The 14,977-nt window shown below is 70.2% G+C and carries 12 protein-coding genes; 6 read left to right on the top strand and 6 right to left on the bottom strand.

Going from position 1 to position 14,977, the window contains the following annotated elements:
• The first annotated feature begins 31 nt into the window (after window positions 1-31).
• Together SOM19_RS11135 and SOM19_RS11130 are read left to right on the top strand one after the other, a co-directional pair.
• Window positions 32-1,027, top strand: a complete 996-nt coding sequence (locus SOM19_RS11135) for a YihY/virulence factor BrkB family protein (RefSeq protein WP_320486582.1) — start codon at window positions 32-34, stop codon at window positions 1,025-1,027.
• The gene (locus tag SOM19_RS11130) at window positions 1,024-1,818 is read left to right on the top strand and encodes an NAD(P)H-hydrate epimerase (RefSeq protein WP_320486581.1); all 795 of its coding nucleotides are present in this window, start codon (window positions 1,024-1,026) and stop codon (window positions 1,816-1,818) included. The genes SOM19_RS11135 and SOM19_RS11130 overlap by 4 nt, the downstream gene beginning before the upstream one ends.
• Before the next feature lie 8 nt (window positions 1,819-1,826).
• Here the strand turns inward: SOM19_RS11130 and SOM19_RS11125 are convergent, their stop codons facing one another.
• The 4 genes from SOM19_RS11125 to glgP all read right to left on the bottom strand — a co-directional run bounded on the left by SOM19_RS11125 (window position 1,827) and on the right by glgP (window position 8,419).
• A complete protein-coding gene (locus tag SOM19_RS11125) occupies window positions 1,827-2,198 on the bottom strand; it encodes a hypothetical protein (protein ID WP_320486580.1) in 372 nt (123 codons plus the stop codon).
• Between the two features lie 95 nt (window positions 2,199-2,293).
• Window positions 2,294-3,025, bottom strand: coding sequence for a glutamine amidotransferase (locus SOM19_RS11120; protein WP_320486579.1), 732 nt, complete (start codon window positions 3,023-3,025; stop codon window positions 2,294-2,296).
• A gap of 71 nt (window positions 3,026-3,096) precedes the next feature.
• Entirely contained in the window at window positions 3,097-5,613 is a 2,517-nt protein-coding gene (locus SOM19_RS11115; RefSeq protein ID WP_320486578.1) for a rhamnogalacturonan lyase, read from the bottom strand.
• A 244-nt stretch (window positions 5,614-5,857) separates the two neighbouring features.
• The gene (glgP, locus tag SOM19_RS11110; protein ID WP_320486577.1) at window positions 5,858-8,419 is read right to left on the bottom strand and encodes an alpha-glucan family phosphorylase; all 2,562 of its coding nucleotides are present in this window, start codon (window positions 8,417-8,419) and stop codon (window positions 5,858-5,860) included.
• Window positions 8,420-8,541: 122 nt separating this feature from the next.
• Here glgP and SOM19_RS11105 point away from each other — a divergent pair, with 122 nt between their 5' ends.
• The 3 genes from SOM19_RS11105 to SOM19_RS11095 are packed head-to-tail and all read left to right on the top strand — an operon-like array spanning window position 8,542 to window position 9,987.
• Entirely contained in the window at window positions 8,542-8,775 is a 234-nt protein-coding gene (locus tag SOM19_RS11105; protein ID WP_320486576.1) for a response regulator, read from the top strand.
• Window positions 8,762-9,454 (top strand): CYTH domain-containing protein, encoded by a 693-nt coding sequence (locus tag SOM19_RS11100; protein ID WP_320486575.1) that lies wholly within the window; start codon window positions 8,762-8,764, stop codon window positions 9,452-9,454. The genes SOM19_RS11105 and SOM19_RS11100 overlap by 14 nt, the downstream gene beginning before the upstream one ends.
• 35 nt (window positions 9,455-9,489) lie before the next feature.
• The gene (locus tag SOM19_RS11095) at window positions 9,490-9,987 is read left to right on the top strand and encodes a PaaI family thioesterase (protein ID WP_320486574.1); all 498 of its coding nucleotides are present in this window, start codon (window positions 9,490-9,492) and stop codon (window positions 9,985-9,987) included.
• Between the two features lie 54 nt (window positions 9,988-10,041).
• On the opposite strand, the gene lpdA is transcribed toward SOM19_RS11095, so the two are convergent.
• Together lpdA and SOM19_RS11085 are read right to left on the bottom strand one after the other, a co-directional pair.
• Complete coding sequence (gene lpdA, locus SOM19_RS11090; protein ID WP_320486573.1) at window positions 10,042-11,439, bottom strand: dihydrolipoyl dehydrogenase; 1,398 nt, start codon at window positions 11,437-11,439, stop codon at window positions 10,042-10,044.
• 9 nt (window positions 11,440-11,448) lie between these two features.
• Window positions 11,449-12,135: a copper resistance CopC family protein gene (locus SOM19_RS11085; protein ID WP_320486572.1), complete on the bottom strand. Its 687-nt coding sequence runs from the start codon at window positions 12,133-12,135 to the stop codon at window positions 11,449-11,451.
• 166 nt (window positions 12,136-12,301) lie between these two features.
• On the opposite strand from SOM19_RS11085, the gene SOM19_RS11080 reads away from it, so the two are divergent.
• Window positions 12,302-14,965, top strand: a complete 2,664-nt coding sequence (locus tag SOM19_RS11080) for a M14 family zinc carboxypeptidase (protein WP_320486571.1) — start codon at window positions 12,302-12,304, stop codon at window positions 14,963-14,965.
• Window positions 14,966-14,977 lie beyond the last annotated feature (12 nt).

The following is a 14,977-nucleotide window of genomic DNA, read 5'->3' as shown; positions in this document are numbered from 1 at the left end:
CCCAGTGTGGATCGCTCGATAGGGTGGCGCAATGGCCGACCTGATCGCGAAAGTCACCGCCTGGGCCCTCTCGCTGAAGCCGGTGCGCGTCTGGTTCCACTACCTCGAGCGTCGCGGCCTCATGCTGGCCGACAGCGTCACGTACCGCACCCTGTTCTCGGCCTTCGCCGCGGTCCTGCTCGGGTTCTCGTTCGCCGCTCTCTGGCTCGGCGACAACCCCGCGGCGTGGCAGGCGCTGGTGAGCACCGTCGAAGCGGCCGTCCCCGGGCTCATCGGCGAAGACGGCGTCATCAAGGTCGAGTCGATCCAGGCGCCCGTCGGGCTGACGGTCGCCGGCATCCTGGCACTCGTCGGTCTTGTCGGCGCCTCCATCGGCGCGATCGGCTCGCTGCGTGCGGGGCTCCGCACCCTCGCGGACGAGATCCATGACGACGCGTTCTGGGTCTGGGTGATCCTGCGCAACCTGCTGCTGGCGATCGCGATCGGCGGGGGGTTCGTGCTCTCGGCCGCCGTGACGTTCTACGGCGCGACGTTCATCGAGACGACCGCGAACTGGTTCGGTGCCCAGGAGTTCGTCGCCGACATCGCCACTCAGGCGCTCGCCATCCTCGCCGTGTTCATCCTCGACGCCGCCGTCATCGCGCTGGCCTTCGTCGTGCTGAGTGGCGTCAAGGCGCGACCGCGCCGCCTCATCGTCGGCTCGCTCATCGGCGCGGTCGGCCTCACCGTGCTGCAGCAGCTCTCGGGCCTCTTCGTGCGCGGTGCCGGGGCCAACCCGCTCTTCGCGACGTTCGCCGCCCTGATCGCCCTGCTGCTGTGGTTCAACCTGTCGGCTCAGGTCATCCTGCTCGCTTCGACCTGGATCATCGTCGGCATCGCCGAAGACCACGACCGTGTGCGCGAGCGCTACGGCGCAACCACCTTCGAACTCCGCCGGGTGCGTCGCGCCGAGAACGCCGTGCGCGTCGCGACGACGGAGCTCAATCTTGCGCGGACGGTCGAAGAGAAGACGCGCCAGAAGTCATGAGCGAATGGGTGCCGACGTTCACGGCCGCTCAGGTGCGCGCCGCCGAGCAGCCGGTGCTCGCCCGCGGGGTTCCCCTCATGCTCTACGCCGCCCGCTCGCTCGCCGAGGTCGTCGTCGATGAGCTGCTCGAACCCGGAGTCACCGCGCGGGCCGTGCGCGGCCAGCCGCTCGACGTCGCACCAGGCCCGCTCGTCGGACGCATCCTCGTGCTCGCGGGCGGCGGCGACAACGGCGGCGATGCCCTCTACGCGGCGGCCGCCCTGCTGCAGTGGATCCCGCAGCGGAAGGTCGAGGGCGACGCCCTCGAGATCGACGTCTTCCGCACGTCCGACCGCGTCCACGAGCAGGCCTTCGCCACCGCCCTCGCGGGAGGGGCACGGGAGGTCGCGCTCGACGGTCTCGGCGACTACGACCTCGTGCTCGACGGCATCCTGGGCATCGGAACGTCCGGCGCTCCCGTCCTCCGCGGCGCCGCACGTCTCGTGGTGTCTGCGCTGCTGCCGGCGGTGCGCAGCGGCAAGCCGAGGGTCATCGCCGTCGATCTGCCCAGCGGACTGCATCCCGACGACGGCACAACGGTCGACGACCTGGTGCTGCCGGCATCCGTCACCGTCACCTTCGGGGGAGTGAAGACCGGACTCGCGACCGGACGCGGGCGAAAACTGAGCGGTGCGGTCGTGTTCGTCGACTTCGACCTGCCCTATCCGCACATCCCCGCCGGCGCCGCCCCCGTGGCGTACGCGATCGCCGGCCTTCCCGAAGCACAGGGGGAGCAGCCGGCGACGGAGTGAACCGAGGGCTATTCGTCGTCGGAGTCGTCGTTGTGCGGGTTGCCCTTGCCCTGGCCGTTCTTGCCGGGGAAGTCGTCGGAGTCCTTGTGCTGACCCCACGCGTGACCGCGGCCGTCCTCGCCCTCGCCGTCGGCCTTCGCGTCCTTGTCCCTTTTGTCCTTGCCCTGGCCGTTGTTGCCGGGGAAGTCCTCGGAGTCCTTGTGGTGACCCCACGCGTTGCCCTGACCGTTGTTGCCGGGGCCGTCGTCGGTATCGGTGACGGCGGTGGGCGAGAAGGTCGGGACCAGCGTCACCCCGGACGCGATCGCCGGAACCAGCAGAGCGGATGCCGTCACCACGACGATCGCCGCACCGAGAAGCAGTGGTTTCTTCGAGCCCATGATGCACCTCGGTTCGGGCGGCAGAGGTCAGCCGGTGGACGGAGCGTACCACCGGACAATCGGCCGGAACAGAGCCGCGCCCCCGGGGCCGGCGCCTACCGCCCGTACAGCTCGACGAACCGGCGCAGCATGATGCTCGGGTGCGACACCGCCGCGCGGCGCACGGCCGCCAGCGTCAGGTCGAGTTCATCGGACTCGAAGTAGCCGTAGCCGGCGTACGCGTGGATGCGCGTGGTGATGCCGTCGACGTCGAGTTCGGGATGGAACTGCGTCGCGTACACGTTCTCGCGCACCTTGAACATCTGCACCGGGCACGACGGCGACGACGCCAGCAGCGTGGCTGAGGCCGGCAGCGTCGAGATGGCCTCCTTGTGCCCGACGAACGCCCCGAACTCGCGCGGCAGCCCGTCGAGGAGGGGATCGGATGCCCCGGCCTCGGTCAGCGTGACCGGCACCACGCTGATCGGCTCGGGGTAGGTGCGGTCGATCACGGCGCCCTGGTGCACGCCGAGGGTGCCGATGCCGTAGCAGGCGCCGAGGAAGGGGAAGTCGCGGTCGACGACCCGGTCGAGGAGGGTCTGGAACTCCGCCTCGACGCGGTGCTGCACGTCCGACTTCTTGTCGTCGGGGTCGGAGGCGTTGAACGGCCCGCCCCCGACGAAGATGCCCGACAGCCCGTCGAGATCGAAGTCGGGCATGGGCCCGGCCTCGAGACGAACGCGCACGAGGTGGCGCTCATCGAGCCCGGTGTAGCGGAGGAAGAGGGCGTACTCCTCGTCGGCGGGCACGTCCTCCGCCCGGGTGGCGAGGAGGACGAACGGCTTCACCCCCCAAGCCTACGGCGAGCGGATGCCGCGACCTCGCGCCACGGCATCCGCCCGCCCTGCCTTGCCTGGGCTCAGCCTCGGTAGTCCTTCGACCAGGTGCTCGTCGCACCCAGCTCGATCGCCACGTACGGCCTCGGCACGGCGGTGACCGTGACCTCGGCGCCGCGCGCGACACGGTGCGGGCCTGCCTTCACCTTCTCGCCGTCGAGGTAGTACTCGAACGAGCGGTCGTGGGGCACGATCACGATGTCGAGCTTCGCACCCGGCAGGTCGACGAACTTCGGCGACTTGGGGGTCGCCGCGGTCGTCTGCAGCGGGACCTGGCCGAAGTCCATGTCGCTGCCGAGGTAATAGCTCGTGTACGACGGCTGGTTGTAGGTCGTGTTCTGGCGGGCAGCCTCGGCCCGGTACTGCACGTCGTGCATGAGGGTCGTCAGCTTGTGGTTCGTCACCTCGGTGCTCGTGTAGATGCGCAGCGCCGACGAGTCGGCGGTGCGCACGAGCAGCTCCTCGCGCCAGTCGCCGAGCACGTCGGCCACGAGCGACGGGTTGCCCTTGGTGCCGTTGTTCGTGCGCGTGCCGTCGGCGGTGAGCACGACTCCGCGGGTCCAGTCGCGGATCGTCGGCGTCACCTCGAGGGCGCCGTCGACGATCTGCGTCGTCAGGTCGGCGGCCCAGCGGATGGACTGGTTCGTGCCCGGCGTGGTCGGGCTGAGCGGCGCGCCGGTCGCGCTGAGCAGACCGGAGCCCTCGGTGCCGTTGGGCATGCTCGCCCACACCTCGGCGCCGGGGGAGTCGGTGCGCACATCGCCGATCATGCTGCGACCGGTGTCACGACCGGAGTAGGAGCCGAACAGCACCTCGCCGGTCGCGGCATCCCGCATCGCCGAACCGTAGGGGGCGAATGTCGCACCCTCGTGGGCGGTCCAGATCTCGAGCCCCGGGCGGTTCGGGTCGATGTCGGTCACGTGCATCGCATCGCCGTGGCCGAGGCGAACCGTCTCGCCCGGTGCGGCGCTGCCCTCGGGGAGCTCGTCGAACGAGCTGTAGAGCAGCCCGCCGTCGTCATCGAGCGTCGCGGCGCCGTAGACGATCTCGTGCTTGCCGTCGCCGTCGACGTCGGCCGCGCTGAGCGAGTGGAAGCCCTGCGTCGTGAGCCGGCCGTACTCGGGGTCGGTGCCGTCGCGGCCGTGCGGGCCGTCGTTGAACGGGTTCGTCATCGGCACGTGGCCGCTGTCGACGAACCAGCGCTGCGACAGGTGCTCGCCGTCCCAGTCGTACGCCGCGACCGTCGAGCGGGTGTAGTACCCGCGGGCGAAGATCGCCGAGGGGTGCGTGCCGTCGAGGTACGCCACACCCGCGAGGAAGCGATCCACGCGGTTGCCGGGCTCGATGCGCGACATCGCGTAGTCGCCCCACAGCAGGCCGTCGTCGCCGCGACCGGGCTCGTAGGCGACGGTCTCGAGCTCTTCGCCGGTGGCCGAGTCGAACACCGACAGGTACTCGGGTCCGTCGACGATGAAGCCCTCGAAGGTCGTCAGGTCGTTGCGCGCGCTGCGCGCCGGGGCGTAGACGCCGATGAAGTAATCGGTGAGCTCGGCGGCGTGCGCCTCGGACAGCGGGTACTCGTGCGCCACGGGGATGCCCCACGCCTGCTCGAGCGTCGCGGGCCAGTGGCCGGCCACGACCTCGGGATGCTCCGACCACCCCTGGAACACCTCGATGAGATGCGACCGGTAGTCGGCGGCGCTCATGCGGTAGTCGTCGGTGGCCCGATACCCGGCTTCGAGGTCGGCGGGCAGCATCGTGATGGGCTGCTCGCTCACCACGGTGCCGTCGGCCGCGTACCGGATGGAGGTCGTGCCGGGTGCGGTCTTGAGCATGGTCTCTGCCCGGCCGTCGCCGTCGAAGTCGGAGACCATGAACTGCGTGTAGTGGGCGCCGGCGCGGATGTTCAGCCCCAGGTCGAGACGGTTCAGCAGCGTGCCGTCGAACTCGTAGGTATCGATGAAGACCGGGCCGGTGTAGCCCTTCTGCGACACGTCCTTGGAGTTGGACGGATCCCACTTGACGACGAACTCGTACGCGCCGTCGCCATCGACATCCGCGACGGCGGCGTCGTTCGCCGCGTAGGTGTAGGCCTCGCCGGCCGGGGTGACCCCGTCGGCGGGCTTGCGCAGCGGCAGGTCGTAGTACCCGGCCTCCCACGCCGAGACGCCCTCGGCCTGCGTGCCGACGACGTCGTGCCACGCCGGGGCGACGGTGTATACCGAGTCGGCGGTGCCCGCGGCGTCGGCGTAGTTCGTGCTGTCGTCGACGGTGGCGATGCGCTCGCCGTCCCGGAAGACCGCGAACGACGGCCCGCTGAGGCCGGTGTCGGTGGCCGGACCCGCCTCGGGGGCCAGCAGGCGCCAGCTGAGGAACACGCCGTCGGACGTCGAGACCGCCACGAGGCCGCGGTCGAGGGCCTCGAGCTGAGGTCGCTCCGTGCCGCCGGTGGCCGACGCGGGCTGGACGAGCCCGAGGATCAGGGCACCGGCGATGCCGCCGGCCGCCAGTGTTCGTGCAGAAGTGCTTCGAAGATTCATCGTCGAATCGTGCTCCCGGTTTCGGCCCTGATGGGCGCTGTTCGGACGGCGCGGAATACGCTTTCCGTCAGCGACGCTAGTTCGCGATCCGGGCGGGGTCAACGGGGAAGGGCTCTGAGGGCCGGTTCATTGGAACGTTTTAATGTTCAGGCCCGGAAGCTACCCCGGATCGAGCCCCGGGCGTTTCGTCTCGCTTCGCTCGCCCAACGACCGGGCGGGCGTTCGGCTCGCAAACCGGAGCGGGTCAGGAGGCGTACGTCACAAGACCGAGCTCGACGGGGGAGACGAGCTGCGGATGCGTCGGCACGAGGCGCACGTTGTATCCGAACGTTCCCGTCACGGTCAGCGGCAGCGTGCCCGTGAACGTCGTCACGCCGTCGACCGCAGGACCCGCGGGGGAGAGGCGGTGCACCGAGTGGTCGCGCGCGAGCGCGTCGTCCTCGTTGGTGCGCCCGTAAGCCAGCTCGACCGCGACGTCGTCGGGCGAGAGCCCGTCGAGCCGCACGGCGGCGCTCACCTCGAGCGCATCGCCCGCCTTCGCCTGCTGCGGGATGCCGGAACTGTCGACGCCGGCGACCGAGACGCGGGGCCAGGCATCCTTCACCCGCGACACGAAGGCCGCGAGAGCCTTCGCCTCGGCGAAGCCGTCGGCCCGTAGCGCGTGCTCGTGCGCGGCGGCAGGCACGTACAGGCGCCGGACGTAGTCCTGCACCATCCGGTCGCTCGTGGCCTTCTTGCCGAGCTCGGTCATCGTGTGCCGGACCATGCCGAGCCACGCGAGCGGAATGCCGCCCTGGCGCTCGTAGAACCGGGGCACGAGCTGGTGCTCGATGAGGTCGTAGAGCGCCGTCGCCTCGGCGTCGTCGCGCTCCTCGTCGTTCGCGGCGGTGTCGGCGGTCGGGATCGCCCAGCCGTTCTGGCCGTCGTACCACTCGTCCCACCACCCGTCGAGGATCGAGAGGTTGAGCACGCCGTTGAGTGCGGCCTTCATGCCGCTGGTGCCGCACGCCTCGAGCGGACGCAGCGGGTTGTTCAGCCACACGTCGCACCCGGGGTAGAGGTCCTTGGCGAGCGTGATGTCGTAGTCCGGCAGGAAAACGATGCGTCCGCGCACCTTGGGGTCGCGGCTGAACTTCACGAGCTGCTGGATGAGGATCTTGCCCGAGTCGTCGGCCGGGTGCGACTTGCCGCCGATCACGATCTGCACCGGGCGCTCGGGGTCGGTGAGCAGCCGCGTCAGCCGCTCGGGGTCGCGCAGCATCAGCGTCAGGCGCTTGTACGTCGGCACTCGACGCGCGAACCCGATCGTGAGCACCTCGGGGTCGAGCATGTCGTCGATCCACGACGGCACGACATTCGAGCCGTTGGCCTGCAGGGATGCCGCGACCCGCCGCCGCGCCTCGGCCACGAGCTCGCCCTTCATCTGCTGGCGGACGCCCCAGAGCTCGGCATCCGAGACGGCATCGCGGTCGGTCCAGTCGTGCGTGTCGGTGTGCGCGTCGCCGAACACCCGCTCGCTGACGGCCTTGAGCGCGGGATGCACCCACGTCGGCGCGTGCACGCCGTTCGTGATCGAGGTGATGGGAACCTCGTCGGCGTCGATGCCCGGCCACAGCTGGCCGAACATGCCGCGGCTGACCTCGCCGTGCAGCACCGAGACGCCGTTGGCGTGCTGGCCGAGGCGGAGGCCGAGCACTGCCATGTTGAAGACGCCCTGGTCGCCGCCGCTCCAGGTCTCGAGCCCCAGGGCGATGGCGCGACCGGCGTCGAGGTTGCGGAAGAGCCCGTGCGAGAGGAAGTCGGCGATGAGCTCGCGCGGGAACCGGTCGATGCCGGCGGGCACCGGCGTGTGGGTCGTGAACACGGTCGAGGCGCGCACCTGGGCGAGGGCCTCGTCGAACCCGAGGCCGTCGTCGGTGATGAGCTCCGACATCCGCTCGAGGCCCTGGAACCCGGCGTGGCCCTCGTTCGTGTGGTAGACGTCGGGGGCGGGCCGCCCGGCGATCGAGCTCCACGCGCGCACCGCCCGCACGCCGCCGACGCCGAGCAGCAGCTCCTGCAGCAGGCGGTGCTCCCCGCCGCCGCCGTAGAGGCGATCGGTGACCTTGCGCATGTCGTCGGAGTTCGACGGCGTCTCGGAGTCGAGGAGCAGCAGCGGGATGCGGCCGATGTCGGCGACCCAGATGCGGGCGAACAGCGTGCGGTCGCCGGGGAGCTGCAGCGAGATCTCGACGGGCGCGCCCTCGAGGTCGCGCAGCAGCGTCAGGCCGAGGCCGTACGGGTCGAGCAGCGGGTAGCTCTCGCGCTGCCAGCCGTCGTCGCCGATCGACTGGCGGAAGTACCCGGCGCGATAGAAGAGGCCGACGCCGGTCAGCGGAACGCCCAGGTCGGACGCGCTCTTGAGGTGATCGCCGGCCAGGATGCCGAGACCGCCCGAGTACTGCGGCAGCGAACCGTCGACGCCGAACTCGGGGGAGAAGTAGGCGATGTGCGCCGGCTTGTCGCCCTCGAGGCCCTGGAACCAGCGGTCTCCCTCGAGATAGGCGGTCAGGCGCTCGTCCTCCTCGCGCACGCGCTGCACGAAGGTGTCATCCTGCGCGAGCTGGTCGAGGCGCTGCTGGCCGAGAGCACCGAGCATGCGCGCCGGGTTCGCGCCGATCTCGTCCCACAGTGCGGGGTCCATCGAGGCGAACAGCGCGTGCGTCGCCCGGCTCCACGACCAGCGCCAGTTCGAGGCGAGGCGGTCGAGGGGTGCGAGGGATTCCGCGAGGACGGGGCGGACGGTGAACGTTCGGATGGCCTTCACGCGAGTGATTCTAGGGGCACCGGATGAAGACGCTTGCACTCGAGCGGATGCCGCGGCTCACAGCATCCGGAGCGCTTGTCAAGGTCGCGGCCGAGGTCGGGCCCCGGGTCTAGGCTCTGCTCATGGCTATCGCACGACTGCACGGAGGTCCGCTCGACGGACAGCTCCTTCCCCTGGATGACGCCGACCTCGACCGCATGATCGTCCCCTACAGCGAGACGCAGGTGGTCTACGAGCGCAAGGGCGCCCTCGAGCGCACGGGTGAGGACGACGGCCCCGCGGAGGCGGAGTTCTGGTTCGTCGAGTCGGAGGGTGAGATCGACCCGTACAGCGATCAGGCCCGTGAGCGGCGCTGACCCGACCCTGCCGTCCGAGCCGTCGCGCTCGGTGGAGGTCGAGCTGAAGTTCGACGTCGACGACGACACCCCGGTGCCCGACTGGACCGGACTGCCCGGCGTCGCGTCGGTCGGCGACCCCGAGCTGCGCGAGCTCGACGCGCGCTACTTCGACTCCGACGACCTGGCACTCTCCCGCGCCGGGTACGCGCTGCGCCGTCGCACCGGCGGGCCGGACGAGGGCTGGCACATCAAGGGACCCCGCGTCGGCGACGGCCGCACCGAGCTGCATTGGCCGCTCGGGGCCGACGACGTCGTGCCCGATGTCGTGGCGCCGGGGGACGCGGCCTGGCCCGACGTCGTGGTGCCCGACGACGTGCGGTCGGCCGTGTCGGCTGTGGCGGATGCCGCGACCCTGAGTCCGCTCGCGCGGATCCGCAACACCCGCACCGCCTATGCGCTGCTGTCGCCCGACGGCGGAGTCGTCGCCGAGTTCGTCGACGACCGCGTCGCAGCGACCGATGCGCGCACCGGCATGGAGCGCGCGTGGCGCGAGTGGGAGTTCGAGCTCGGGCCCGCCGCACCCGCTTCGGGCGAGGCCCGCGTCGCGCTGCTCACCGCGGCCGAAGCCGCCGTGCACGCCGCCGGCGGGCGGGCCGCGGCATCCGATTCCAAACTCGGCCGGACGCTCGGGCACTGAACCCTCGCCGGCCGTGCCGGTTCTAGGGTGAGGGCATGACCACGGACACGCCGCGCACCCGATCCTTCGACTGGGCCGATCCCGGCCCGCCGCTGGCCGCCTCACGCGGGCTGGACGGACTCAGCTACCTCCGGGCGCTGCTGGCCGAGGAGATCCCGCCGCCTCCGGTGTCGCGGCTCATGAACTTCTGGATGGTCGCGGTCGAGCCCGGCGAGGTCGTGTTCGAGTGCGAGCCGGGGGAGTACCACTACAACCCGCTCGGCATGGTGCACGGCGGGCTTGCCTGCACGCTGCTCGACACGGTCGTCGGCTGCGCGGCGCACAGCACGCTTCCGGCCGGCGTCGGCTACACCTCGATCGACCTGAACGTCTCGTACCTGCGGCCGATCCTCGCAACGACGGGCCTGCTGCGTGCGCGGGGCCGGGTGGTGAAGGGCGGCTCGCGCGTGATCTTCGCGGAGGGAGTGCTGGAGGATGCCGCGGGCACCGCCCTCGCGACCGCGACGAGCTCGCTGCTCGTGCTGCGGCCCTGACGACAAGCACGAAGCCCCGGACCCGAGGGGTCCGGGGCTTCCCGCTCTGACGGGTCAGAGGTTGATCATGTGCCCGGCGAGACCGTGGAAGGCCTCCTGCACGGCCTCCGACAGCGTCGGGTGCGTGTGCACGTTGCGGGCCGCCTCGAGAGCGGTGAGGTCCCACTTCTGCGCGAGCGTGAGCTCGGGGAGGAGCTCGGAGACATCGGGGCCGATGAGGTGGCCGCCGAGCAGCTCGAGGTGCTCGCCGTCGGCGATGAGCTTGACGAAGCCGATGGGCTCGCCCAGGCCGTTCGCCTTGCCATTGGCCGAGAAGGGGAACTTCGCGACCTTGACGTCGTAGCCGGCGTCGCGCGCCTGCTGCTCGGTGAGGCCGAACGACGCCACCTGCGGCGAGCAGAACGTCGCCCGCGGCATCATGCGGTAGTCGCCCAGCGCCATCGTCTCGGCCTTGCCGATCGTCTCGGCGGCCACGACGCCCTGCGCCTCGGCCACGTGGGCGAGCTGCAGCTTGGCGGTCACGTCGCCGATCGCGTAGATGTGGGGCACCGACGTGTGCATGAAGTCGTCGATCTCGATCGCGCCGCGGTCGGTGAGCTTCACACCGGTGTTCTCGAGGCCGAAGCCCTCGACGTTGGCCGCGAAGCCGATCGACATCATGACCTTGTCGGCGTCGATCGAACCGGCGGTGCCGTCCTTGGCGGTGTAGGTGACGCTGACCTTGTCGCCGTGATCGGTGACGGTCTCGACCTTGGTGGAGGTGAGGATGTCGACGCCGTAGCCCTTGTACTGCTTGGCGATCTCCTTCGACACGTCCGCGTCCTCGTTGGGGAGCGCGCGGTCGAGGAACTCGATGATCGTGACCTTGACGCCGTAGTTCACCATGACGAAGGCGAACTCCATGCCGATGGCGCCGGCGCCGACGATGACGATGGACTGCGGGAGGTCGCGCGTGAGGATCTGCTCCTCGTACGTGACGATGTTGCCGCCGATCTCGACGCCCGGGAGAAGGCGCACCTTGGAGCCGGTCGAGATGATGGCGTTGTCGAAGGTCACGCGCTCGCTCGAGCCGTCGGCCTTCGCGACGTCGATGGTGTTGGCGTCGACGAACGAACCGCGGCCCTCGTACTCGGTGACCTTGGTCTTCTTCATCAGGTAGTGGATGCCCCTGACGTGGGTGTCGGCCACCTTGCGGCTGCGATCCCACGCGACTCCGAAGTCGAAGTGCACATCACCCGAGATGCCGAACAGATCGGCCTTGTGGTGGAACTGGTGCGCGAGGTCGGCGTTCTTCAGAAGAGCCTTGGAGGGGATGCAGCCGACGTTGAGGCAGACACCGCCCCAGTACTTCTCCTCGATGATCGCGACGGAGAGGCCGAGCTGTGCGCTGCGGACGGCAGCGACGTATCCGCCGGGGCCCGCGCCGAGAATGACGACATCGTAGTGAGGCATGCCTCAAGCCTAACGGTCGGCGGGAGGGGTCGAGTCGGGCCCGGGGGCTCCGCCCAGAGCCTTCTCGCGGTTCTCCGCCAGGGCCCGATCGCGCCTCTTGCGAGAGACGACGAGGTAGATGATCCCGCCCGCGAGAGCGAGCAGCGCGAGGATGCCGCCGATGAGCCACGGCCGCATGTCGGCGGCCTCCATGAGCGGGTCCTCGGGGAGCGGCTCCGCGGTCGGGGTGGGCTCGACGCTGGGCGTGGGCTCGGCCGTCTCGGTTGCGGTGGGCGCCGGGGTCGACGTCTCGGTGGGGGCAGGCGCCGGGGTCACGGTGAACGTGAACTGGCCCGAGATCGGGTGGCCGTCGCTCGAGACGACCTTCCACAGCACCGTGACGGCACCGGATGCCTCACCCGCGAGCGGCTGGGTGAGCACGTTGTCCTGCGCGACCGGCGCGCCGGCGACGAGCGAGGTGCCCGCGGCATCCGTCACCTGCACTTCGGACGCCCCCTCGTCGGCCGCGATCGCACCGCTGAAGGTGAGCGTCAGCGCGGCCGGCACGGCGTCGAGCTCTGCCCCGTTGGCCGGATCGCTGCCGAGCAGCTCATCGTGGGCGGACGCGGGCGACGCCGTCAGCAGGAGCGCGAGGGCGGCGAGCAGCAGCGCGGCGCAGAGCACGAAGGGGCGGAGGGAACGATGCAGGGCTACCACCCGATCGAGCCTAGCCGCTAGGTTTCGACCATCCGGGTGCTGTCTCAAGGCCGGAAACACGGCGTTCACGAACGGTTCCGCCGTGGAAACAGCGGCGTGCGACGCTGACGCCGAGCCCGCGGGCTCGCGCCCGCGGCAGCGGACGCCCGACCAGGAAAAGGAAGTCATGAGATTCTTGCGCTCCATCGCGGTTCTCGGCGGCGTCGCCGTGGCCGCAGCCTCGTTCACCAGCGGAGCGGCCTTCGCGGCGCCGCTTCCCGCGGCCGCGATCGCCGCCGCTGAGGACCCCCACGGCAGGGGACCCGACCGCGATCCCGACTCGACGACGTCGACGTCGTTCGCCGACCTCGTCAAGCTGGCGAAGGCCGGACAGGCGGCCAAGGCGACCGACGGCGCGATCGCGATGCCGACGTCGTATCCGTTCCAGCCGGCTCTCACCGTGTATCCCGCGGACAGCCCCGATGCGACGACTTTGAACGAGACGATCGCGTTCTCGGAGATCGCGCCACGGCTCAATGAGCTGATGGCCGAGAGCGACCGGGTGTCGACGCAGCTGGTCGGCCAGTCGACGAGCGGACGCGACCTGTATCTCGTGACCCTCACCGCTCCCGAGAGCCGGGGCGAGACCGCCCGGCAGTCCAAGTGGCGGGAAGAGATCCGCACCGCGCCCGCCAAGGCTGCGAGCGACCCTCAGCTCTCCGCCGGGTACAAGACGCCGATCTGGATCAGCTCGAACATCCACGGCAACGAGTGGGAGGGCACCGATGCGGCGATGCAGTTCATCGAAGACCTCGCGGTGTCGGACGACCCGGCGACGGTGTCGATGCTCGAGGAGCACCGGCTCTACTTCTCGCTGACGCTCAACCCCGACGGGCGCACGATCGCCACACGGGCGACCGCGCTGTCGCTCGATGCCAACCGCGACATGGTGACGCTCACCACGCCCGAGGCGCGATCGTTCGTCGCGACGGCACAGGCGCTGCAGCCGCTCTACGCGGCTGACTTCCACGGCTACACGAGCGTGCTCCAGGTGGAGCCCTGCGGTCCGCCGCACGGCGAGAACTACGAGTACGACCTCTTCATCCCGCACGCCTACGCGGCGGCGCTGCAGGTCGAGGCCGACGTCGTGGCCGCGGAGATCCCCGGCAACACCTACTACGACCGGGCGACCGGCGGAGTGACCTCCACCAACACCGGGAACATCAAGATCCCGTACCGCGACACCCCGTCGGGATGGGACGACTACCCGCCGATCTTCACTGCGCAGTACGCCGCCTTCCACGGCGCCGTGACCGCGACCGTCGAGCTGCCGCGCGGGCGGACCGGGTCGACCACGACGCCCGCCAATGCCGTCATCAACACGGCGGTCGCCAAGCAGACGATGGAGTCGATGGTGCAGTACGTCACCGAGAACTCCGATGTGATGCTCGCCGACCAGATCGAGAACTTCCGCCGCGGTCTCGAGGGCGCACCGAAGGACTCGCTCACCGCCGCGGAGGTGGCCTCCGTTCCCGGCCCCGACCAGTGGAAGGAGTACTGGGACGTCGCGGACGACCAGGATCCGGTCCAGCTGCCGCGGGCATATGTCATCCCGGTCGGCGACGAGCAGCGCTCGGCCTCCGACGCCGAAGCCCTGGTGGACGCTCTGCTCTTCCACGGCGTTCAGGTGAGCAAGCTCTCCCGTGCCACGGCCGTCGGCGGTGCGACGTATCCGGCAGGCTCGTTCGTCGTCGACATGCACCAGCCGCGACGCGGCCTGGCCAACGTCCTGCTCGATCTCGGCACCGACATCTCCGACAAGGTGCCGTCGATGTACGACATCTCGGCGTGGAGCCTCGCGTATCTCTGGGGGGCCACGGTCGACAAGGTCGGATCGACGACGGACGCCGCGATCGGCGGCGCCGTGGCGCTGCACCGTGTTCCTCAGAACGGCGTGCTGCCGAAGAAGGCCGCCTACGTGGCGTTCGACGTCGCGGGTGTCGAGGACTACCGGGCGCTGAACTCGCTGCTCGAGGCCGACGCATCGGTGTGGCTGCTCGACGACGGCCGCGCCGTCGTGGGCCAGGACGGCCTCGCCGCCGCGGCGAAGGCGGTCGTGACCTATGACATCGCCTTCGAGGCGGTCTCGGCCGCAGACGTCGCAGAGCTCGACGAGGCGACAGCGCTCGACGATCTCACGATCGCGGTGGCGGGGAACCAGGACGATGCGCTCGCGCTCGCCGAACTGGGATTCACCGACATCGTGCGAGTGACGGCAGCGGGCGTGCAGAGCGGAGCCGCGACCGGAACGACCGGACTCGAAGACGCCGACCTGCTCTGGGTCGGCACGTCGTTCTCGCTCGCGGCCGGCTCGGCAGGTCGCACCTACGTGCAGCAGTGGGTCGACGCCGGAGGGTCGATCGTCGGACGCACCAATCAGGCGTTCGCCGTCGCGTCGACGTACGGGCTGGTCTCGGGCACGGTCGTGGCCGGCAACGGCTCCGGCAACGGCATCGTCGATGTCGACACCGCTGAGGGTTCGATCTTCTCCGCGTACCCGCAGGACACGTCGTTCATCTACCCCGCCTACTGGTTCACCAACCTCGGCGCGGGGACGAGCGCGGAGCTGACCTACGCCGACGACGTGCTCCTCGCAGGTCACTGGCGTGCGAGCGGCGCCGGTACCAACGGGCCTGCGGCAGCAGCCGGTCAGGCGGCGGTCATCTCGGGCGAGTCCGCCTCCGGCGCCCGCGCCGTGGTGTTCGGCACGACGCCGTTCTTCCGCACGCACCCGAAGGGGGCCATGAGCCAAGCGGCACAGGCCATCTTCTGGGCGGCATCAGGCGACTGAGTCCGGCGTGCG

The organism is Microbacterium sp. CFBP9034 (assembly GCF_034045255.1).
Taxonomy (GTDB): Bacteria; Actinomycetota; Actinomycetes; order Actinomycetales; family Microbacteriaceae; genus Microbacterium.
This window is presented reverse-complemented; position numbering and strand designations above follow the sequence as displayed.